General features: G+C 71.4%; 21 protein-coding genes and 1 rRNA gene. 13 read left to right on the forward strand and 9 right to left on the reverse strand.

What is annotated here, in order from left to right:
• Positions 1-50 precede the first annotated feature (50 nt).
• Positions 51-1,049: an anion permease gene (locus ACFRAC_RS19470; protein ID WP_382925185.1), complete on the reverse strand. Its 999-nt coding sequence runs from the start codon at positions 1,047-1,049 to the stop codon at positions 51-53.
• 7 nt (positions 1,050-1,056) lie between these two features.
• Positions 1,057-1,677, reverse strand: coding sequence for a DUF47 domain-containing protein (locus ACFRAC_RS19475; RefSeq protein WP_382925187.1), 621 nt, complete (start codon positions 1,675-1,677; stop codon positions 1,057-1,059).
• Between the two features lie 236 nt (positions 1,678-1,913).
• On the opposite strand from ACFRAC_RS19475, the gene ACFRAC_RS19480 reads away from it, so the two are divergent.
• Positions 1,914-2,294, forward strand: coding sequence for a metal-sensitive transcriptional regulator (locus ACFRAC_RS19480; RefSeq protein ID WP_361350086.1), 381 nt, complete (start codon positions 1,914-1,916; stop codon positions 2,292-2,294).
• 13 nt (positions 2,295-2,307) lie between these two features.
• Here ACFRAC_RS19480 and ACFRAC_RS19485 read toward each other — a convergent pair whose 3' ends face one another.
• Both ACFRAC_RS19485 and ACFRAC_RS19490 read right to left on the reverse strand, forming a co-directional pair.
• Positions 2,308-2,484 carry a hypothetical protein gene (locus tag ACFRAC_RS19485; protein ID WP_181890458.1) on the reverse strand — a complete coding sequence of 59 codons (177 nt, stop codon included), beginning with the start codon at positions 2,482-2,484 and terminating at the stop codon, positions 2,308-2,310.
• A gap of 71 nt (positions 2,485-2,555) precedes the next feature.
• Positions 2,556-3,395, reverse strand: a complete 840-nt coding sequence (locus tag ACFRAC_RS19490) for a hypothetical protein (protein ID WP_382925190.1) — start codon at positions 3,393-3,395, stop codon at positions 2,556-2,558.
• Between the two features lie 148 nt (positions 3,396-3,543).
• Between ACFRAC_RS19490 and ACFRAC_RS19495 the strand changes: the two genes are divergently transcribed.
• Positions 3,544-3,708, forward strand: a complete 165-nt coding sequence (locus tag ACFRAC_RS19495; RefSeq protein ID WP_382925192.1) for a hypothetical protein — start codon at positions 3,544-3,546, stop codon at positions 3,706-3,708.
• Positions 3,709-3,800: 92 nt separating this feature from the next.
• A complete protein-coding gene (locus ACFRAC_RS19500) occupies positions 3,801-5,357 on the forward strand; it encodes an FAD-binding oxidoreductase (protein WP_382925194.1) in 1,557 nt (518 codons plus the stop codon).
• A 6-nt stretch (positions 5,358-5,363) separates the two neighbouring features.
• Here ACFRAC_RS19500 and ACFRAC_RS19505 read toward each other — a convergent pair whose 3' ends face one another.
• Together ACFRAC_RS19505 and ACFRAC_RS19510 are read right to left on the reverse strand one after the other, a co-directional pair.
• Entirely contained in the window at positions 5,364-6,074 is a 711-nt protein-coding gene (locus tag ACFRAC_RS19505; protein WP_382925196.1) for a phosphatase PAP2 family protein, read from the reverse strand.
• Positions 6,075-6,270: 196 nt separating this feature from the next.
• On the reverse strand, positions 6,271-7,278 hold the full coding sequence (locus tag ACFRAC_RS19510) for an NlpC/P60 family protein (RefSeq protein WP_382925198.1): 1,008 nt from the start codon (positions 7,276-7,278) through the stop codon (positions 6,271-6,273).
• 187 nt (positions 7,279-7,465) lie between these two features.
• Between ACFRAC_RS19510 and ACFRAC_RS19515 the strand changes: the two genes are divergently transcribed.
• The gene (locus ACFRAC_RS19515; RefSeq protein ID WP_382925200.1) at positions 7,466-7,828 is read left to right on the forward strand and encodes a DUF1330 domain-containing protein; all 363 of its coding nucleotides are present in this window, start codon (positions 7,466-7,468) and stop codon (positions 7,826-7,828) included.
• A gap of 77 nt (positions 7,829-7,905) precedes the next feature.
• On the opposite strand, the gene ACFRAC_RS19520 is transcribed toward ACFRAC_RS19515, so the two are convergent.
• Positions 7,906-8,865: an alpha/beta hydrolase gene (locus ACFRAC_RS19520; RefSeq protein WP_382925202.1), complete on the reverse strand. Its 960-nt coding sequence runs from the start codon at positions 8,863-8,865 to the stop codon at positions 7,906-7,908.
• 207 nt (positions 8,866-9,072) lie between these two features.
• Here ACFRAC_RS19520 and ACFRAC_RS19525 point away from each other — a divergent pair, with 207 nt between their 5' ends.
• From ACFRAC_RS19525 to ACFRAC_RS19555, 7 genes are all read left to right on the forward strand, one after another.
• A complete protein-coding gene (locus tag ACFRAC_RS19525) occupies positions 9,073-9,549 on the forward strand; it encodes a MarR family winged helix-turn-helix transcriptional regulator (protein WP_382925203.1) in 477 nt (158 codons plus the stop codon).
• Between the two features lie 325 nt (positions 9,550-9,874).
• The gene (locus tag ACFRAC_RS19530) at positions 9,875-10,183 is read left to right on the forward strand and encodes a hypothetical protein (protein ID WP_055624817.1); all 309 of its coding nucleotides are present in this window, start codon (positions 9,875-9,877) and stop codon (positions 10,181-10,183) included.
• A gap of 184 nt (positions 10,184-10,367) precedes the next feature.
• The gene (locus ACFRAC_RS19535) at positions 10,368-11,174 is read left to right on the forward strand and encodes a hypothetical protein (protein WP_382925205.1); all 807 of its coding nucleotides are present in this window, start codon (positions 10,368-10,370) and stop codon (positions 11,172-11,174) included.
• Positions 11,164-12,477, forward strand: coding sequence for a hypothetical protein (locus tag ACFRAC_RS19540; protein ID WP_382925207.1), 1,314 nt, complete (start codon positions 11,164-11,166; stop codon positions 12,475-12,477). Before ACFRAC_RS19535 ends, ACFRAC_RS19540 begins: the two co-directional genes overlap by 11 nt.
• Positions 12,474-14,033, forward strand: coding sequence for an SCO6880 family protein (locus tag ACFRAC_RS19545; RefSeq protein WP_382925209.1), 1,560 nt, complete (start codon positions 12,474-12,476; stop codon positions 14,031-14,033). The genes ACFRAC_RS19540 and ACFRAC_RS19545 overlap by 4 nt, the downstream gene beginning before the upstream one ends.
• Before the next feature lie 6 nt (positions 14,034-14,039).
• Positions 14,040-15,452 (forward strand): ATP-binding protein, encoded by a 1,413-nt coding sequence (locus ACFRAC_RS19550; protein WP_382925211.1) that lies wholly within the window; start codon positions 14,040-14,042, stop codon positions 15,450-15,452.
• A gap of 12 nt (positions 15,453-15,464) precedes the next feature.
• Positions 15,465-17,015, forward strand: coding sequence for a type VI secretion protein (locus tag ACFRAC_RS19555; protein ID WP_382925213.1), 1,551 nt, complete (start codon positions 15,465-15,467; stop codon positions 17,013-17,015).
• A gap of 11 nt (positions 17,016-17,026) precedes the next feature.
• Here ACFRAC_RS19555 and ACFRAC_RS19560 read toward each other — a convergent pair whose 3' ends face one another.
• Positions 17,027-17,587, reverse strand: a complete 561-nt coding sequence (locus ACFRAC_RS19560; RefSeq protein ID WP_382925215.1) for a GNAT family N-acetyltransferase — start codon at positions 17,585-17,587, stop codon at positions 17,027-17,029.
• A 93-nt stretch (positions 17,588-17,680) separates the two neighbouring features.
• On the opposite strand from ACFRAC_RS19560, the gene ACFRAC_RS19565 reads away from it, so the two are divergent.
• Together ACFRAC_RS19565 and ACFRAC_RS19570 are read left to right on the forward strand one after the other, a co-directional pair.
• The gene (locus ACFRAC_RS19565) at positions 17,681-18,937 is read left to right on the forward strand and encodes a sensor histidine kinase (protein WP_382925217.1); all 1,257 of its coding nucleotides are present in this window, start codon (positions 17,681-17,683) and stop codon (positions 18,935-18,937) included.
• The gene (locus ACFRAC_RS19570) at positions 18,934-19,620 is read left to right on the forward strand and encodes a response regulator (protein ID WP_382925219.1); all 687 of its coding nucleotides are present in this window, start codon (positions 18,934-18,936) and stop codon (positions 19,618-19,620) included. The genes ACFRAC_RS19565 and ACFRAC_RS19570 overlap by 4 nt, the downstream gene beginning before the upstream one ends.
• Before the next feature lie 79 nt (positions 19,621-19,699).
• Here ACFRAC_RS19570 and rrf read toward each other — a convergent pair.
• Positions 19,700-19,791: ribosomal RNA gene (gene rrf / locus ACFRAC_RS19575) — 5S ribosomal RNA — on the reverse strand; the annotation flags it as partial.

Genomic DNA, 19,791 nt, shown 5'->3' on the forward strand with positions numbered 1-19,791 from the left:
AGGAGTCGGGGGCGGGCCCTTCCACGTACCGCGTCACAGGGGCGCGGGCCTCACAGGAACGCGAGGTCCACGATCCAGAAGGACAGGGCCGCGACGGCGGCCGCCGCGGGCATCGTGATGAACCAGCCCAGGACGATGTTCTTGGCCACGCCCCAGCGCACCGCGTTCACCCGCTTGGTGGCGCCCACGCCCATGATCGCCGAGGTGATCACATGGGTGGTGGAGATCGGCGCGTGGAAGATGAACGCCGAGCCGAACATGATCGAGGCGCCGGTGGTCTCGGCCGCGAAGCCCTGCGGCGGGTCCAGCTCGATGATCTTCCGGCCCAGGGTGCGCATGATGCGCCAGCCGCCCGCGTAGGTGCCGAGGGACAGCATCACCGCACAGGCGATCTTGACCCACACCGGGATCGGGTCGCCGTAGTCCTCGACGTCGGCGATGACCAGGGCCATCACCACGATGCCCATCGTCTTCTGCGCGTCCTGGAGGCCGTGCCCGAGGGCCATGCCGGCCGCCGACACCGTCTGCGCGATACGGAAGCCCCGCTTGGCCTTGTGCGGGTTGGCCCGCCGGAACATCCACAGGATCGCCGTCATGACGAGGTAGCCGACGATCAGGCCGACGACCGGCGACACGAACATCGGGATGACGACCTTGTCGACGACGCCGTGCCAGTACACCTTCGTCCCGCCGGCCAGCGCCGCGCCCACCATGCCGCCGAACAGGGCGTGCGAGGACGACGACGGCAGGCCGAAGTACCAGGTGACCAGGTTCCAGACGATCGCGCCGACCAGGGCCGCGAAGAGGATGCCCATCCCCGTCGAGCCCTTGGGCGTCTCGATCAGGCCCTCGCTGACCGTCTTGGCGACCCCGGAGCCCAGGAAGGCGCCGGCCAGGTTCATCACGGCCGCCATGGCGAGCGCGGCCCGGGGCGTGAGCGCGCGCGTCGAGACCGAGGTGGCGATGGCGTTCGCCGAGTCGTGGAAACCGTTGGTGTACGTGAAGAAGAGCGCGACCCCGATGGTCGCGACCAGAGCGAAGGTGTCCATGAAGGGGTCAGGACTCCTTGACGGCGATGGTCTCCACCGTGTTCGCCACATGCTCGAAGGCGTCCGCCGCCTCTTCCAGCACGTCCACGATCTGCTTGAGCTTCAGCACCTCGATCGCGTCGTACTTGCCGCTGAAGAGGTGGGCGAGCAGCTTGCGGTGTATCTGGTCGGCCTGGTTCTCGAGGCGGTTGACCTCGATCCAGTACTCGGTCAGGTTGTCCATGGTGCGCAGGTTCGGCATCGCCTCGGCCGTCAGCTCGGCCGCCCGCGCCAGGACCTCGATCTGCTGGTCGACGCCCTTGGGCAGTTCCTCGACGTTGTAGAGGACGACCAGGTCGACGGCCTCCTCCATGAAGTCCATGATGTCGTCGAGGGACGACGCGAGGGAGTAGATGTCCTCGCGGTCGAACGGCGTGATGAACGAGGAGTTCAGCTGGTGGAAGATCGCGTGCGTCGCGTCGTCACCCGCGTGTTCCGCGGCCCGCATCCGTTCGGCGATCTCGGCCCGGCCGGCGGTGTCCGCCCCGAGCAGTTCCATCAGGAGCTTCGAGCCCGTGACGATGTTGTCCGCGGACGCGGCGAACATGTCGTAGAAGCTCGTCTCCCTGGGGGTCAGACGAAATCGCACGTGTGGTCCTCAGAATGCATCGGTTTCGGTCAGGCTGATGCTAGGCGCATCATCCGGCCACGGCTAATGGGCCGCCTCCCAGTGTCGCCCATCAGGCACAGTGGTCGGCACGGGGCCCGCCCGTAAGCCCCGGTGAGGCGGGGCCCACGGGTGGACGCCATCACGCCCCTACCCGGCAAAGTTCGGTACGATATACCCGGTAGGGGTATAGAAGCGGTTTACGTCGGGAGGACGCGATGACGACCACAGAGGCCGGCGCGGGTGCGCCCTCCGCCGCCGACGACGCCCTGGAGACGACGGCCGGCGCGGACATCGTGACGGATCACGACCGCGGCGTCCACGGTTACCACCACCAGAAGACGGAGCACCTCAAGCGCCTGCGCCGGATCGAGGGCCAGATCCGCGGTCTGCAGCGCATGGTCGACGAGGACGTCTACTGCATCGACATACTCACGCAGGTCTCCGCGTCGACGAAGGCCCTCCAGTCCTTCGCCCTGCAGCTGCTGGAGGAGCACCTTCGCCACTGCGTCGCCGACGCGGCCCTCAAGGGCGGTGCGGAGATCGACGCGAAGGTCGAGGAGGCCACGAAGGCCATCGGCCGCCTGCTGCGGACCTGAGCGGCCCGCCCGGTCACCGGGCCCGCGCGTCCCGCTCCTCCGCGACCCGCAGCACCTGGTCGATGCTCTCCAGGCTGAGCCGCTCCTCACGGGCGGCCGAGGCCGCGATGATCAGCTCTCCGCACAGCTCGATCTCGGCGAGGGCCACGTGGTCCTGAACCGCCGTACCGCCGACCGGAGCCACGCGCATCACCTCTTCTCTGCCGTTACCGACTTCCTAGAGTAGGGAGCGGCCTACGGACCGCGCATGGCACGGAAGGGCTAGTCCTCGACGCCCCGGTGGTGCCGCTGCTCCTCGGCGATCTGCCCGGCGTAGATGTCGTCGTCCTCCGGCAGCCGGACGCGGGCGGGGGCGCCGAAGTCGTACAGCGCGGTGGTGGAGGTCACGTCGACGGCGCTGCGGTGCTGCCCGTTGACGAAGCTGAAGCGGTGCCTGACCTGGCGGACCAGCCCCTCGTCGTCCAAGTAGACGTCGAACGGCACCTGGTCCGTGGCGAACCCTTTCGCCGCCGCCGCGAGCGCCCGGGCGTTCCCGTCGGAGGCCTTCCGGGCCGCGGTGCTCAGGTCGGCGGTGCCGCGGTAGTGCCGCACCCGGGTCCCGGAGATCTCCGCCTGCCCCACGTAGGTGGCGGTGCGCGCGCCCCGCAGCACCTCGGCGGCGGCGAACGGGTCGGTGGCGCCGCCGGTGACGAGATTGCCGTCGGTCAGGGACCGGGTCTCCACCCGCACCCATTTGTCGGCGGGCACCCCGGCGCCGCGGTTCTTCATGAACAGCGCGCCGGGCGCGAGCAGCTCGGTGATCGGCCGCTGTCCGGTCGTCCCCGCCGGGTCCTGCGGCAGCCGCACCTTCAGCCGCCCCAGCTGCCGGCCGAAGTCGTACACCCCTTCGCCCCGGATGGTGACCCGGGTGCCGCCGGTGGCCATCTCCATGGAGGTGCGCGCCCGGGAGCTGCGGGCGCCCACCAGGGCGTCGGCGGCTCCGCGCACCACGCCGACCGGGTCGCCCCCGTGGGCGTCCTCGGCGGCGGCCCCCCTCTGCACGCACCCGCTGCCGGCGAGGCAGAGACCCAGGAGCCCCACCGCGACGCCGGCTCCCCGCATGCGCCTGTGCTGCTGCCTCTCCGCCATCGCCTGCCTACCCCCGGTACGACCGTCACGGGCTCCTTGTCGTACCGGTTAACGACCGGTAGAGGTCCCCGTCACGCCGCCGGGCGCGTCGCGCCCGACCGCCCTGGGTAGCGTGGGGGCGATGGCAGAGCAGGACGAGCACCGCGACGCCCCCTCTCGGCACCGGACGACGACGGTGGAGAAGGGCCCCTTCTGCACGGCCCACTGCACCTGCGGCTGGCGAGGCCCGGCCCGCCGCGCGAGAAGCCAGGCCCGCACGGACGCGGAGACGCACGGCCGCGGCTGAATCTCCCTGCCCCTCGGCCGGACCGGCCCGTCCGCTCATGGAACCCCACGCCGCGCCACCCCGTCTCGTTCCACGTGACCCCAGGAGGCGACATGGAACGGCGTACCTTCATCGGCGGCGGCACCGCGGCGGCGCTCGCCGCGCTGACGACCACCGCCTGCGAGGCCGGCACGGACAAGGGCGGCACCCGCCCCGCGTCGAAGACGACCCACACCCGCACCCGCACCTCAGCCGCCTCCGCCCCCGCCACCTGGTCCGCCCTCGCCCGCGACCTCGACGGCTCTCTCATACGCCCCGGCGACGCCTCCTGGGGCACGGCCCACCAGCTGTACAACACCCGCTTCGACGGCCTGAAGCCCAGCGCCGTCGCCTACGTCGCCCACGCCGACGACATACGCACCACGCTCGACTACGCCCGCGCCCACCGCCTGAAGGTCGCCATCCGCAACGGCGGCCACAGCTACGCCGGCTGGTCCTCGGGCGACGGCCGCCTGATCGTCGACGTCTCCCGGCTCGACCGCATCCGCGTCTCCGGCGGCACCGCGGTCGTCGGCGCCGGCTCCAAGCTCATCGACGTCTACCGCACGCTCGCGGCGAAGGACGTGACCATACCCGCCGGCTCCTGCCCGACCGTCGGCGTCTCCGGCCTCACCCTCGGCGGCGGCCACGGCGTCACCTCCCGCGCCTACGGCCTGACCTGCGACAGCCTCACCCGTGCCGTCCTCGTCACCGCCGACGGCAAGCAGCTCACCGCCGACGCCTCCACGAACCAGGACCTCTTCTGGGCCCTGCGGGGCGCCGGCAACGGCAACTTCGGCGTCGTCACGGAACTGCACTTCAGGACCCACCCCGCCCCGCAGTCGGTGACGGCGTACATGAGCTGGCCCTGGTCGAAGGCCGCCGCGCTGATCAGGGCGTGGCAGGAGTGGGGCCCGTCCCAGCCGGACGAGATCTGGTCGGCGCTGCACCTCGGCGGTGCCGGCGCCACCCCCACCGTCTCCGTCTCGGCCTTCTCGCTGGGCTCCTACCGCGAGCTGCAGAACGCCGTCGACCGCCTCGCGGACGGCCCCGGCGGCCCGGGCCCCGCCCGCAGCGTCACCCTGCGGCGCCGCTCCTACGAGGAGTCGATGGAGCTGTACGCCGGCTGCGCGTCGTTCACCGACGAGCAGTGCCACCTGCCCGGCTCCACCCCGGGCCGCACCCCGCAGGGCGCGCTCGGCCGCGAGACGTACGCGGCCAAGTCGGACTTCTTCGACCGCTCCCTGTCAGCGGCCGGCGTCCAGACGCTGATCCGCCAGATGGAGTTGGTGCGCGGCGGCTCGGGCAGCATCGCCCTGACGGCCCTGGGCGGGGCCGTGAACCGGGTCTCCCCCACCGCGACGGCGTTCGTCCACCGCCGCTCGCGGATGCTGGCCCAGTACATCGGCTCCTGGCGGGCGGGCACCTCGGGCACCGCCGTCCAGTCCTGGCTGACGGCCGCGCACGACGCGATGCGGCCGTACGCCTCCGGAGCCGCGTACCAGAACTACACCGACGGGTCCCTGAAGGAGTGGCGCACGGCGTACTACGGGGACGCGGCGACCCGTCTGGCGAAGCTGAAGCGGCGGTACGACCCGCAGGGCTTCTTCACCTACCCGCAGTCGCTGTAGCGCCTTTCAGGCCGCGAGGTCCCGCTCCTCGGCCCCGGAGCCGTCCTTGCGGGCCCCGCGCAGCAGCGCGTCGCTGCCGTCGTCACCCGACAGCCCACGCGCGCGGATCAGCCAACCACCGCGCGGGGAACGTTCGATGGCGGACATGAGCGGCGTCAGCAGGGCCATGGCCGGCGGGGACAGGAGCAGCGCGACGGCCGTGCCGAGCGCGAACCCGCCGACGACGTCGGTCGGGTAGTGCACGCCCATGTAGACCCGGCAGAAGCCTTCGAGCAGCGCGAGGCCGATGCCGACGAGCCCGAACCTGCGGTTGGCGACGAACAGGGCGACACCGAGAGCCATCGCGATGGTGGCGTGGTCGCTGACGAAGGAGTAGTCGGTCTTGCCGCTGACCAGGACCTCGAGCCCCTGGTGGTCGTTGAAGGGCCGGGGGCGTTCCACGAAGCCCCTTATCGGCACGTTCACGAGGACGGCGATGCCCGCGGCCAGTGGCGCCCACACGAGCGCGGCGACCGAGGAGGCGGCGTCCTGCGCGCCGCGCCGCCGTACGGTCCACCAGCACCACAGCACGGCCAGGACCAGGCCGAGCAGCACGCCGTACTCACCGACGTACTCCATGACCCGGTCGAACCAGTGCGGTGCGTCCTTGGCCAGGCCGTTGATGTCGTACAGCAGCTCGACGTCGGGGTTCGACCCGGATTCTGCGAGTCCAGCCATGGTGCCGCGGCCCCTTCATCGTCTCTCGGCGCATCCTGCGTACGCCGCTCCGCCCACCCCCGTGGTTGTAGATCCGGCTACGCCACCAGGAACGCACGGTCCCCGCCGTTGGGTTCCACACTCCACTGAATGATCACGCAGACGTTATCGAAGAGAGACCCGTCATCGCTGCTCAGGGGGAGGGTTCACGCTCCGTTCACACCGTCGTGGGCAGCGCTTTCGCGCCATCCTCCGTCACCCGGGTGGCCCCGAAGTAGTCGGGGGTGTCGATCGGGTCGAACCGGATCACAGCACCCGTTCTCGGGGCGTCGATCATGTATCCGCCGCCGACATAAATCCCGACATGCCGGATGGCCCGTGAGTTCCCGAGGTCGTCGGAGAAGAACACCAGATCCCCGGGGAGCAGTTCGCTCCTGGCCGGATGCGGTCCCGCGTTCCACTGGTCGTTGGCCACCCGGGGCAGCGTGACGCCGACGCTCTCGTAGGCGGCCTTGGTCAGCCCCGAGCAGTCGAAGCGCCCGCCGTCCTCGGCGGTGCCGTCGCCTCCCCAGAGGTAGAGGGTGCCCAGCTTCTTCTGCGCGTAGGCGATGGCCCCGGCGGCCTGCTTGCTGGGGTCGAGCCGGGAGACCGGCGCGGCGAAGCTCTCCTCCAGCGTCGTGATCGTCTTCACGTAGTTCCGGGTCTCCTTGTACGGCGGCACGCCCCCGTACTTGATGACCGCGTACGCCCCGGCGTTGTAGGACGCGAGCATGTTCCGCTTCGGGTCGCCGGGCACGTCCTTCACGTACGAGGCGAGCGTGCAGTCGTACGACGCGGCCGACGGGATGGCGTCCGCCGGGTCCCACACGTCGCGGTCGCCGTCGCCGTCGCCGTCGATGCCGTGGATGGCCCAGGTGCCCGGGATGAACTGCGCGATACCCTGGGCCGCCGCCGGGCTCTGCGCCCGCGGGTTGAAGCCGCTCTCCTGGTACAGCTGGGCGGCGAGCAGCGCCGGGTTGATGGCGGGGCACCGGTTGCCCCACTTCTCCACCAGCGCCTGGTAGGCGGCGGGCACCGCGCCCTTGGCCAGGTTCCGGGCGCCGCCGCTCAGGCCGCCCGCCGGGTTCCCGGCGACGAGGTACACCCCGATGACGAGCACCAGCACGAAACTCAGCCCCGCCGCGACGGCGGAACCCGCCACGATCCAAGCCTTACGCACCGTCAACCGCCCCTCACCCGCCGGGAGTCCGCCCGCGCCAGTGTAGGAGCTTCCCTCGCCCGGGCACCCGCAACCGGCCCACCCACCGTCCGCGCATGACCCGGCGGGTAATCGATCCCGGCGTGGCCGGCGTGCCACGATCGCGTCGCAGGCCGCTCGATCCGACCCGACCCGTCCCGACCGGGAGGACCCCATGCCCGCCTACGCCATAGCCCACCTCCGCGACATCACCCCGCACCCCGAGGTCGCCGAGTACATCGACCGCATCACCGCGACCTTCGCGCCGTACGGCGGCCGCTTCCTGGTGCACGGCACCCCGCACGAGACGGTCGAGGGCGACTGGTCCGGCGCCGTGGTGATGATCGCCTTTCCCGGCCTCACCGAGGCCCGCGCCTGGTGGAACTCCCCCGCCTACCAGGAGATCGCCCCGCTGCGCACCCGTCACATCACGGGCGACATCGTCCTGGTCGACGGGGTCCCCGAGGGCTACGACCCCACCGCGACCGCGCAGGCCGTCCGGGACTCCCTGCCCGCCGCGGGCGGTACGTCCGGCTGAGACGCCACAGGCCGCCCCCGCCCCGACGGGCGTGGACGGCCTGCTCGCTCGGCCCGGTGCCCCTCACCGGAGCCGCGTCACGCCCCGAAGGCGTCCCGCAGCACGCCGATCGCCTGCTTGATCGCCCCGTCGGCGGCCCGTGTCCCGCGCAGGGCGTTCAGCATCACGAAGTCGTGGATCGCGCCCTGGTAGCGCACGGCGGTCACCGGGACGCCGGCCTGGCGCAGCTTGTTCGCGTACGCCTCGCCCTCGTCGCGCAGCACGTCAGCCTCGGCGGTGACGACGAGCGCCGGCGGCAGGCCCGTGAGCTGTTCCACGGTGGCGCGCAGCGGCGAGGCGGTGATCTGCGCGCGCTCGGCCTCGTCGGTCGTGTACTGGTCCCAGAACCACTGCATGGCGTCCCGGCGCAGGAAGTACCCCTCGGCGAACTGCCGGTAGGAGCCGGTGTCGAACGAGGCGTCGGTGACCGGGTAGAAGAGCACCTGCGCCACCAGCGGGACGTCCCCGCGCCGCTTGGCCGTCAGGGTCAGCGCCGCCGCCATGTTGCCGCCCACCGAGTCACCGGCCACGGCGATCCGGCTCGCGTCCAGGCCGTGTCCGGCGCCCTCGGCGACGACCCACCGCGCCACGGCGTGGTTCTGCTCGACGGCGACGGGATAGCGGGCCTCGGGCGAGAGGTCGTACTCGGGGAAGACGACCGCGGCACCGGTGCCGACGGCCAGTTCCCGCACGAGGCGGTCGTGGGTGTGGGCGTTGCCGAAGACCCAGCCGGCGCCGTGGATGTAGACGATCACCGGCAGCGTCCCGGAGACACCGGCCGGACGGACGATCCGCACCCTGACCTCGCCGGTCGGGCCACCGGGGACGGTCAGCCACTCCTCGTCGACGGCCGGCTTGGCCACCTCGCCCGACTGCACCTCGTCGACGGCCTTGCGCCCGCCCTCCGGCCCCAGGTCGAAGAGGTACGGCGGCTGCGCGGTCGCCTCGACGAACGCCTGGGCGGCGGGTTCGAGAACGGGGCGGGGGGACTCGGACATGACGATCTCCTCGGATCGGGGTGCTACGGGCAGGAGCGCCCGGCCGGTTCGCCGGGGTCGGCGGCGCGACATAAAAGTAGCGCTCGATTAAGTCGTGCGCAACTTATTCGTCATCGACGACTTCGTGCTCGACTCATTAGGGCTCGATGAGTTGGCCCGATACAATGGGGAGACGCACAGGCAGCAACCGCCGCACCAGGAGCCCCGATGAGCCCGACCCCGCCGCCCGGACCGCCCGCGAGCGGCCCCGGCTCCCTGCTCCTGGACGACCAGCTCTGCTTCGCCCTGTACGCCGCCTCCCGCGCCGTGACCGCGCGATATCGGCCACTCCTCGACGAACTGGGCCTGACCTACCCCCAGTACCTGGTGATGCTGGCGCTCTGGGAGCAGGACGCGATCTCCGTACGCGACCTCGGCGCGGCCCTCCAGCTGGAGTCCAGCACCCTGTCGCCCCTGCTCAAGCGCCTCGAGGCGGCCGGCCTGCTGCATCGCGAGCGCCGCCCCGACGACGAGCGCTCGGTCGCCATCCGGCTCACCGAGGCCGGTGCCCGCCTGCGCGAGCGCGCGACCGCCGTCCCGCTCGCGATCGGCGACGCCATGGGCCTGACGGCCGAGCAGGACGCCCTGGCCAAGCAGCTCCTGAGGCTCATCACGGCGAACGTCACCGAAGGCCGCGAAGCCTGACACCCTGTCACGCGCGGGTTCACCCACGCGGGATAGCCTTCACCCGCAGAACACGGGCACGACCCCTCACCCGGGCTGCCGCCAGAAGCGGCACCGGCACGAAGAGGGGCTAACGACAGAACCGCACCCCAGGTTCCGCTCAGGCCTCGTTGCCCGGCGTAACCTGGCGTGATACACAGAGTGACCATACGAGCTATTCGTACGAATCCCGCCCATCAATGACGCCAAGTCGACATACGGAAGCGACATTGTCGGCGAGAATGAGACCTGACCTCTGCGCAGTGCGGGGGGACTGTGGAACTACCCGACAGGGGCGGTGACTTACATGTTCTTTGCGGCCGACAAGGGCGACATCAACACCATCATCGGCGGGATCGCCCCGGACTGGGGTCCGTTCGGAGCACTGGGAAACGAAGCCAAGACCATGATCCAGGTCGTCATGGCGGTCGCCATCCTGATCTGCCTCGGCATCGCCATCTGGGGGGCGGCCAAACAGCGCATCGGCGCCACCGCCCTGCGGGACACGTTCAGCGCCGAGCAGGGCAAGGGCCTGATCGTCGCCGGCCTGACGGGCGTCTTCATCATCGGCTCCCTCGGCACACTCTTCACCATCGTGTACGGCATGGCCGTCTAGCGCCTCACCCCTCCGTCCCTCCGGGCACGCCCGGCTCCGCTGTCCCCTACCCACCCGTCGTGCCCACCGGCTGAGGTTGCGTCTCCCTGATGTCCAGTCACCACACCGCGCCCGCGCGGGAGCCAGCGCGGCTACCGTCGTACTCCAACGTGTATTCGTCCGACGCCGAGGGGGCGTACGCGGCATGAGTCTCGGAGACGATCGGGAGGGGCAGACCCGCACCCGGCTGCCCGACGCCGGCGGTGACGTGTACGGGGGTGCGCGCAGAGGGGGCCGTTCGTCGTCCCGGAGCATGATCACGGTCGTCGGCGTGGTGGTCCTCCTCATCGCCGCGATCGCCTTCGCGAACCGCGGAGGCAGCGGTTCCGGCTCCGCCTCCGGCGGCGAGGACAAGCCGAACGCCTCCTCCACGGCGGCCACGGGCACCCGCCCCGTCAAGAGCAGCTCCGCGGGCATCCCGGCCGGCTACGCCCACGACGAGCAGGGGGCGCAGAGCGCTGCCGCGAACTACGCCATCGCGCTGGGCTCGGCCGACATGTTCGACAAGGCCAAGCGTGACGCCATCCTGCGGACGATCATCACGCCTTCCCGTGTCTCCGAGTTCGAGGCCACCCTGGACCAGGCCTACACGCCGGCGTTCCACAAGAACGTCGGCCTGAACGAGGACGGTTCCACCCCGACGGGTTACACGTTCGTCTCCCGCACGAGCCCCGTCGGCACGAAGGTCGTCGCGGCCTCCACCACCAGCTCGACAGTCGAGGTCTGGTGCAGCGGCCTCCTGGGCCTCGCCGGTGAGAAGTCGACGAGCCCGGTCTCGAACAGCTGGTTCACCATCACCATGCAGCTGGAGTGGGCCGGTGGTGACTGGAAGATCGTGACGCACTCCCAGAAAGACGGCCCCACACCGGTCCCCGGCGACGAGCGGGCTTCCAGCGCCGACGAGATGGCGAAGGCCGTCCAGGAGTTCGGAGGGTTCACATATGCCCGCTAACCGCAGCGCGCTCAGGCTGGCCGCTGTCCTCACGGCCGTACAGACCACCGCGGTCCTCACGGCCTCCCGCGCCTTCGCGGCACCCACGCCGTCGCCGAGCAACAACCCCTGCGACCTCATCCACGGCCCCTCCAAGGACTACTGCGAGAAAGACAACGGCGGCGGAAAAAGGTCCGGCACCCCCTCCCTCACCGACCCCACCACCACCCTCGACCCCCTCTCCTCCCTCGCCAAGGGCTGTGCCGACGCCGCCGCGTGGACCGTCGACAGGCTCAGCGAGGCCGTGAAGGAGACCGCGGCCGTCGACTTCACGAACCTCACGTTCCTGAAGCACTACGCCGTCGTCTTCGCCGCCTCCGCCATCCTCACCCTCCTCCTGTGGCTGCTCGCCGTCGCCAAGCGCGCCGTACGCGGCGTGCCGTTCGCGACCGCCATGTCGGAGGCCATCGGCTTCCTCTGGCTCACGGTGCTGGCGTCCGCCTTCACGCCCCTGATCCTCTACACCGTCGTCTCCGCGACCGACGGCGTCAGCGACGTCCTGGCCAAGGCGACCGGCAACCAGACGGACACCTTCTTCGGCACGTTCTCCGAGGCGCTGGAGAAGGGCGACGACATCGGCGGCGGCCCGATCATGCTGATCCTGGTCTCGCTGATCTCGATCCTCGCCGCCGGCGTCCTCTACCTGGAGCTCTACATCCGGGCCGTGCTGCTCTACGTCGGCGCCCTGCTCGGCGTCGTCGTCTACGCCGGCCTCGTGGACAAGGACCTGTGGGGCCACGTCCGCCGCTGGGCCGGCATCATGATCGCCGTCATCCTGGTGAAGCCCGTCATCGTCATCGTCCTCGGCCTCGCCGGCGCCCTCGCCACGGAGGAGGGACCCGACTCCCTCGCCGCCGTGGTCTCCGGCCTCGCCATCATCCTGCTCGCGATCTTCGCCTCGGCGATGATCTACCGCTTCGTCCCCGGCTTCGGCGACGAGATCGCGAACACCCGCAACAACCGCATCATGCGCGGCGCCGAGAGCAAGGCGGCGGCCGTCATCAGCTCCCCGGCCACCCTCGTCGCCCAAGGCATCAAGACGCACAGCTCCCGTGCGGACAACAACGGCGGCTCGGGCCAGTCCGGCTCCCCCCGCCCGGCCAACCCCGCATCCGGCGGCGTCGCCGCCCACAGCTCGCGCTCCTCGAACGGGGGCGGCGGATCTGTCCCCTCCGCCGCACCCGCACCCCGTTCGAGCAGCCCGGTGAACACCCCGCACGCAGGCAACACCCACAGCAATCGTCCAGGAGGTGACGGGCGTTGACGACCGAGTCCCACGTGTCCCATCCGGTCACGCCCCGCCGTACCTATCTGATCGGCCGCGCCCGGCCGAACGCCATCGTCGGCCGCAACCGCGAGTCCGGCGAGATCGCGCTGATCATCGCCGGCGCGTTCCTCGGCATGATGTGCGGACTGCTCGTCCCCGTCCTGTCCCTGCGCATCGTGCTCCTCATGGGCTTCCCGCTGCTCGCGCTGGCCGCGGTGTACGTGCCGTACAAGCACCGGACCTTCTACAAGTGGTTCGAGATCAACCGCAGCTACAAGCGCACCCTGCGCCGGGGCACCACCTACCGCTCCTCCGCCATGGAGGCGGGCACCCGCGTCGACGGCCGGGAGATCGAGGTCGGGCCGCCGCCGGGCATCGGCCGCATCACCTGGCTGGCCGCCCCGTTCGGGCCGGACGAGATCGCCGTGCTGCTGCACGCCGACCGCCGTACCGTCACCGCCGCCATCGAGATCGAGGGCCCCGGCGTCGGCCTGCGCGACTCCGAGGACCAGGAGGCCCTGGTCGACCGCTTCGGCACCCTGCTGAAGCACGTCGCCAACAACGACGGCTTCGTGACCCGCCTGCAGATGCTGGCCCGCACCCTGCCCGCCGACCCCGACGCCCACGCCAAGGACGTGGCCGTCCGCGGCGAGGACCGGGCCCCGGCCTGGCTGCGGCAGTCGTACGACCAGCTCCAGTCCATGGTGTCGACGAGCAGCGAGCAGCACCGCGCCTACCTCGTCGCCTGCATGCACTACACCCGGGAACTGGCCGCCGAGGCCCAGGCGATGGCCCGTGCCGCCCGCCCGCACGGCCGCGGCAAGGTCGACCGGGACGCCGGGCTCGCGGTGGTCATGGCCCGCGAGCTCACCGACATCTGCTCGCGCCTGCAGGAGGCCGACATCCGGGTACGGCAGCCCCTCGGCCAGGGCCGCCTGTCGTCGCTGATCCACTCCATGTACGACCCGGACCACCCCATCGACCACATCCAGGCGATGACGAAGCGCAACGCCTGGCCGGCCGAGCTCGACGCCATGGAGCCGACGTTCCTCCAGGCCAAGACCCGTGAGTCCTCCACCCGCGCGCCCTGGTGCCACGCCACGGCCTGGGTGAAGGAGTGGCCGATGACCCCGGTCGGCGTCAACTTCCTGGCGCCGCTGCTGGTCCACACCCCGGACGTCATCCGCACGGTCGCCGTCACGATGGACCTCGAACCCACCGAGATCGCCATCGAGCGCATGCTCACCGAGAAGACCAACGACGAGGCCGAGGCGAGCCGCGCCGCCAAGATGAACCGCACGGTCGACCCCCGGGACATCGCCGCCCACAACCGTCTGGACCAGCGCGGCGAGGACCTCGCGAGCGGCGCGGCGGGCGTCAACCTCGTCGGCTACATCACCGTCTCCGCCCGCACCCCCGAGGCCCTGGCCCGCGACAAGCGGACCATCCGGGCGTCGGCCGGAAAGTCGTATCTGAAGCTGGAGTGGTGCGACCGCGAGCACCACCGGGCATTCGTGAACACGCTCCCCTTCGCCACCGGCATTCGGAGGTAGGACCTGATGCGGGACCCGCTGTCCGTCCTCACCGACGCCTTCACGTCCTTCCTGTTCGGGAAGGTCGAGACGACCCGGCCACCGGTGCGCACGTCCACGGGCCAGGCGCAGGCGGTGTACCTGCCGACCGCGGCCCCCGGCCTCGGCGACTCGGGCGTCATCATCGGCCGCGAGGTCTACTCCGGGAAGGGCTACATCTACGACCCCTTCCAGCTGTACGGCCAGCAGCTCCCGGCCCCGCACTGGCTGGTCCTCGGCGAGTCCGGCAACGGCAAGTCGGCGCTGGAGAAGACGTACGTCCTGCGTCAGCTGCGCTTCCGGGACCGGCAGGTCGTCGTCCTGGACGCGCAGGGCGAGGACGGCGTCGGCGAGTGGAACCTCATCGCCGAGCAGCTGGGCATAACGCCGATCCGGCTGGACCCGACGGCCGCCCTCGACCACGGCATCCGGCTCAACCCGCTCGACCCGTCGATCACCACGACGGGCCAGCTGGCGCTGCTGCGGACCATCATCGAGGTCGCGATGGGCCACGGCCTGGACGAGCGCTCCGGCTTCGCGCTGAAGGTCGCGCACGCCTACGTCAACGAGACCATCGTCGAACGCCAGCCGGTCCTCACCGACATCGTGGAGCAACTGCGGCACCCCGAACCCGAGTCGGCCGAGGCGATGAACGTCGCCATAGACGACGTACGGGCGTGGGGCCTGGACGTGGCACTGGTGCTGGACCGGCTGGTCGACGGTGACCTGAGGGGCATGTTCGACGGCCCCACGACGGTCGGCATCGACCTCGACGCGCCCCTCATCGTGTTCGACCTGTCCCACATCGACCGCAACTCGATCGCGATGCCGATCCTGATGGCGATCGTCGGCGTGTGGCTGGAGCACACCTGGATCCGCCCCGACCGGAAGAAGCGCATCTTCCTGGTCGAGGAGGCCTGGCACATCATCAACAGCCCGTTCGTGGCCCAGCTGTTCCAGCGGCTGCTGAAGTTCGGCCGCCGGCTCGGCCTGTCCTTCGTGGCCGTCGTCCACCATCTGTCCGACGTCGTCGACGGCGCGGCGGCCAAGGAGGCGGCCGCCATCCTGAAGATGGCGTCGACCAGGACGATCTACGCGCAGAAGGCCGACGAGGCGCGGGCGACCGGCCGGGTGCTCGGCCTGCCCCGCTGGGCCGTGGAGATCATCCCGTCGCTCACCCCCGGCATCGCGGTCTGGGACGTCAACGGCAACGTCCAGGTGGTCAAGCACCTGATCACGGAGTCCGAACGCCCCCTGGTCTTCACCGACCGCGCGATGACCGAGTCGTCCGCCGACCACCTCACCGACGACGCCCTGCGCGCCGCCGAACTGGAGGCGGAGGAGCGGGCGGCGGCCTTCGTGGAGCAGCACCTGGGCGACTCGGAATCGACGGTGGCGTAGGGGGAGGCGAGCGTGAGACCGGACGACCGCGGGGAGCGCCGGCACCGGGAGGGCCAGGGAGGCATTCCCGACGGCCTGCTGATCGGCATACTCGGCTTCCTCCTCGGCATGACCCTGATGGTCTGGACGGCGACGGGCCTGGCGGGCCTGTTCGCGCACGGGTCGTGGCCGGACGGCGTCACGGTCGCCCGCACGCCGCTCGCCATGCGCTCCCTGATCGGGGACCCCCACGACCTCGCGGGCGCGTGGCCGGACACCCCCGAGGGGCGGCTGTCCGGCTACGGACTGTTCTGGGGCCTGTTCATCGGCCAGTTGATGGTGATGGTCGTGCTCACCGTGTTCGTGATGGGCACGCTGACCCGCTGGCGCGCCGTCCGGGCGGCCCGCCGCGCCGGACGCCCGTACGCGGGCACCGCACCGACTCCGCACGAGGTGCCGGCCCCGCGGACGGAGCCCGAGCCCACACCGGAAGCACGGCAGCCCATGCCGGCACCCGAGCCACGGCAGACCGCCCCCGCGGTGGAACGGCGGCAGCCGGAAGCCGTCGTCGAGCACGCGGGCCTGCGCACGGAGACGGCCCCGCCCACCCCTCCCCCCACCGGGCCGGCCCTCGCGCCCCTCCCGGCCACCGTCACCGCCCGGGAAACGGTCCTCGTGGCACCCCGGGACGCCCGCCTGCCCAGCGCGGCCCAGGCCGTCCTCGACGCCGAGGGCGCCGCGCTCGTCGTCACGTCCAACCCGGCCCTCTGGCAGGACACCAAGGACGCCCGCGGCAAACTGGGCCCGGTCCTCCTGTACGACCCCAGCCACCTGTGCGACACCCCGGCCCGCCTCCACTGGTCGCCCACCACCGGCTGCGAGGACAAGGCGACGGCCGCCTCCCGATCCGCCGCGCTGCTCGCCCCGGTCCGCCCCACCTCCCGCCTCGACCAGGCGGTCGGCGACACCGCGGAGACGCTGCTGCGCAGCTATCTGCACGCCGCCGCCGTCGACGGCCGCACCGTCCGGCACGTCCACCGCTGGTCCCAGGGCACCCAGATCCAGGACGCCGTACGCATCCTCCGTACCCACCCGAAGGCCGCACCCGGGTCCGCCGGGGAACTGGAGGCGGCGCTCACCGCCCACCCCGAACGCCGGGACATGGCACAGGAGTTGACCACCCGGGCGCTGGCCGCCCTGTCGATGGTCAACATCCGGGAGTCCTGCACGCCCCACCGAACCGATGCCCTCACCCTGGATTCCTTCGTCCACGAAACGGGCACGCTTTACGTGGTGGGTGAATCCATCGAGGATCCCAGAGCCGAGCCGGGCGCCATGCCCCTCCTGACGGCCCTGGCCGCAAGCGTGGTCGAGCGTGGCCGGCGCATGGCCGAACGGTCATCCTCCGGTCGCCTCGACCCACCAATGACGCTCGTCCTGGACGACGTCGCCGCCGTGGCTCCGCTTCCCCAGGTACCGGAGCTGCTGGCAACCGGAGCGGACCGGGGTATGCCGACCCTGGCCCTGCTCCGGTCCCGCGAACAGGCGCGCTCCCGCTGGCCGCACGCCGAACTGCCCGGCTGACCGGGCGCCGGTCACGGCCGCTCGATGACGAACTCCAGCTCGCGCGCCCCCTGCTCACCGACCGGCACGGTCACCCCGGACGGCACGAACCCCACCCGCCGGTAGAAGCGCTGCGCCCGCCCGTTCTCCTCGTGCACGATGAGGCGCACCCGCTCCGCGCCCCGCGACCAGGCCCACTCCAGCGCGGCGTCGAACAGCACGTCCGTCAGCCCGCTCCCCCGCTCCTCGGGCCGCACGAACACCCCGACGACATGCCCCTGCTTGCGCGTCACCGGAAGTCCGGCCCAGTCCGTCGTGCCCGGCGCCTCGACCAGCACGGTGGCCGTACCGACCCACACCCCGTCCGGACGCGCGGCGACGATCTGCTGCGCCGCGTCGGCCCCTTCGCACGCCCCGGCCGCCCGCTCCTGCCAGAACGCGTCGGACCGGGTCAGCGCGTCCTCGTACGTCTCCAGGAAGGCCAGCGGCGCGACCGGGTCCTGGAGCGCGGCGAGCCGCAGCTCCCTCACCGCCGGCCACTCGTCCGCCCGTATCGACCTGATCACATAGCTCTCGGGGCTGCTGGTGCACATGACGGCCACCGTAGTACCCGGGTACGACATCCCTCATCCGGAATACGTCCCCCGCCTCTGGGACCGGCGGGGAAGAGCCCGCACGATGGACGCGTGACGGAGCAACCAGCCACCGGGGCGCGCACGGCCGAGCCGCTGACCCAGTACGTCCAGCGCGTCAGCCGGCGCGTCCGCGCCTTCGACGCACGCCACCCGCTCGTCTGGGACCTGCACCTCACCGGCTTCTGGGTGACGGCAGCCCTGATCGACTACTACGGCGGCGGCTGGCTCACCGTCACCCGCGCCCCCGACAGCCCCCGATGGCTCGTCCTCACCCTCAGCCTGGCCCTGTCCGTGCCGCTGCTGTGGCGCCGCACCCACCCGCGCGCCGTCCTCCTGGCCCTGACCCCGTTCGCCCTCGTCAACGCCTGGACGGGCATCGCCCTCCAGGCGGCCATGCTCCACCTGCTGGTCGTCTTCCACATCGCCCTGCGCCGCCCCGCCCGCACCCTGTGGTGGGCGGCGGCCCTCCTCACCGCGACCGCCACCGTGACCGCCGTACGCCATCCGCAGGGCGGCCCGGACAAGGAGATCGTCCCCGTCCTCATGACGTTCGCGGTGGCGACGGCCATCGGGATCACCGTCCGCACCCGCCGCGACCACACCGAGACCCTCGAGGACCGCGCCCGCCGCCTGGAGATCGAACGCGACCAGCAGGCCCGGCTCGCGGCAGCCGCCGAGCGCGCGCGGATCGCACGGGAGATGCACGACATCATCGGCCACAACCTCTCCGTCATCACCGGTCTGGCGGACGGCGGCAAGTACGCCGCCGTCAAGTCCCCGGAGCGCGCGGCCCAGGCCCTCCACGCCATCGCCGCCACCAGCCGCCAGGCCCTCGGCGAACTGCGCCGCCTCCTCGACGTCCTCCGTGAGGAGGACCACCCCGAGGAGAGCCCCGGACCACAACTCGCCCCGCAGCCCGGCCTCACCGACCTCGACCGGCTCGTCAGCGGTGTCCGCGCGGTAGGTCTCCCCGTCGACGTCACCGTGACCGGAACCCCGGCCCTCTCCCCCGGCCGCCAGCTCACCGTCTACCGCGTCATCCAGGAGTCCCTGACGAACACCCTCAAACACGCCGGCCCCGGCACGACCGCCCAGGTAGAGCTGTCGTACGAGGACAGGGGCGCCGTCACCGCCACGGTCACGGACACCGGCCGGGGCGGCCCCGCACCGGGCGCCGACGGCCGCGGCCTGCCCGGCATGCGCGAGCGAACAGCCCTGTACGGGGGCACACTTGAGGCCGGCCCGAGCCCGCATCCCGCGCCCGGCTGGCGCGTCCACCTGAGCCTTCCGGAGGAATCCCCGCAGTGACCACGGTCCTGATCGCCGACGACCAGTCCCTCCAGCGTTTCGGCTTCCGCATGCTCCTGGAGAGCCAGGACGACATGACGGTCCTGGGCGAAGCCGCCAACGGCAGCGAAGCCGTCCGTATGACGGCGGACCTGAGCCCGGACGTGGTCCTGATGGACGTCCGCATGCCCGGCCTGGACGGTATCGAGGCGACCCGCCGCATCACGGCTGCCGGGGACCGCACCCGGGTGCTCATCCTCACCACGTTCGACCTGGACGAGTACGCCTACGCCGGACTCCGCGCCGGCGCCTCGGGCTTCCTGGTGAAGGACGCCCAGCCGGAAGAACTCCTCGCCGGCATCCGGGCGGTGGCCACCGGCGACGCCGTGGTCGCCCCCAGCCTGACCCGCCGCCTCCTGGACGCCTACGTCCACCACCTGCCGTCCGGGACGCCCCGGGACGACCAGGGACCGCGGGGAACTCCAGGTCAGGACCCGCGCCTGTCCCCCCTCACGGAACGCGAACGGGAGATCCTCAGCGTGGTGGGCAGGGGCTGGACGAACACCGAGATAGCCACCCGTCTGCATCTCGCCGAGTCCACGGTGAAGACGCATGTGGGCCGCATCCTCGCGAAGACGAATTCCCGGGACCGGATCCAGGCGGTGATCCTTGCCTACGACACGGGCCTGGTGCACCCGTCCTGAACACCTCCGGACTCCGGAAATAAGTCCGGAAATGCAGAAAGGGCCCACACCGTAAGGTGTGGGCCCTTTCCCAAAAATTGTTCGGCGGTGTCCTACTCTCCCACAGGGTCCCCCCTGCAGTACCATCGGCGCTGTAAGGCTTAGCTTCCGGGTTCGGAATGTAACCGGGCG

Source organism: Streptomyces sp. NPDC056628, from assembly GCF_042792555.1.
GTDB lineage: Bacteria > Actinomycetota > Actinomycetes > Streptomycetales > Streptomycetaceae > Streptomyces.

Coding starts and splice junctions, on each gene's coding strand:
- ACFRAC_RS19470 (WP_382925185.1), bottom strand. CDS start 1,049: ATGGACACCTTCGCTCTGGTCGCGACCATCGGGGTCGCGCTCTTCTTC.
- ACFRAC_RS19480 (WP_361350086.1), top strand. CDS start 1,914: ATGACGACCACAGAGGCCGGCGCGGGTGCGCCCTCCGCCGCCGACGAC.
- ACFRAC_RS19485 (WP_181890458.1), bottom strand. CDS start 2,484: ATGCGCGTGGCTCCGGTCGGCGGTACGGCGGTTCAGGACCACGTGGCC.
- ACFRAC_RS19490 (WP_382925190.1), bottom strand. CDS start 3,395: ATGCGGGGAGCCGGCGTCGCGGTGGGGCTCCTGGGTCTCTGCCTCGCC.
- ACFRAC_RS19495 (WP_382925192.1), top strand. CDS start 3,544: ATGGCAGAGCAGGACGAGCACCGCGACGCCCCCTCTCGGCACCGGACG.
- ACFRAC_RS19500 (WP_382925194.1), top strand. CDS start 3,801: ATGGAACGGCGTACCTTCATCGGCGGCGGCACCGCGGCGGCGCTCGCC.
- ACFRAC_RS19505 (WP_382925196.1), bottom strand. CDS start 6,074: ATGGCTGGACTCGCAGAATCCGGGTCGAACCCCGACGTCGAGCTGCTG.
- ACFRAC_RS19515 (WP_382925200.1), top strand. CDS start 7,466: ATGCCCGCCTACGCCATAGCCCACCTCCGCGACATCACCCCGCACCCC.
- ACFRAC_RS19520 (WP_382925202.1), bottom strand. CDS start 8,865: ATGTCCGAGTCCCCCCGCCCCGTTCTCGAACCCGCCGCCCAGGCGTTC.
- ACFRAC_RS19525 (WP_382925203.1), top strand. CDS start 9,073: ATGAGCCCGACCCCGCCGCCCGGACCGCCCGCGAGCGGCCCCGGCTCC.
- ACFRAC_RS19530 (WP_055624817.1), top strand. CDS start 9,875: ATGTTCTTTGCGGCCGACAAGGGCGACATCAACACCATCATCGGCGGG.
- ACFRAC_RS19535 (WP_382925205.1), top strand. CDS start 10,368: ATGAGTCTCGGAGACGATCGGGAGGGGCAGACCCGCACCCGGCTGCCC.
- ACFRAC_RS19540 (WP_382925207.1), top strand. CDS start 11,164: ATGCCCGCTAACCGCAGCGCGCTCAGGCTGGCCGCTGTCCTCACGGCC.
- ACFRAC_RS19550 (WP_382925211.1), top strand. CDS start 14,040: ATGCGGGACCCGCTGTCCGTCCTCACCGACGCCTTCACGTCCTTCCTG.
- ACFRAC_RS19560 (WP_382925215.1), bottom strand. CDS start 17,587: ATGTGCACCAGCAGCCCCGAGAGCTATGTGATCAGGTCGATACGGGCG.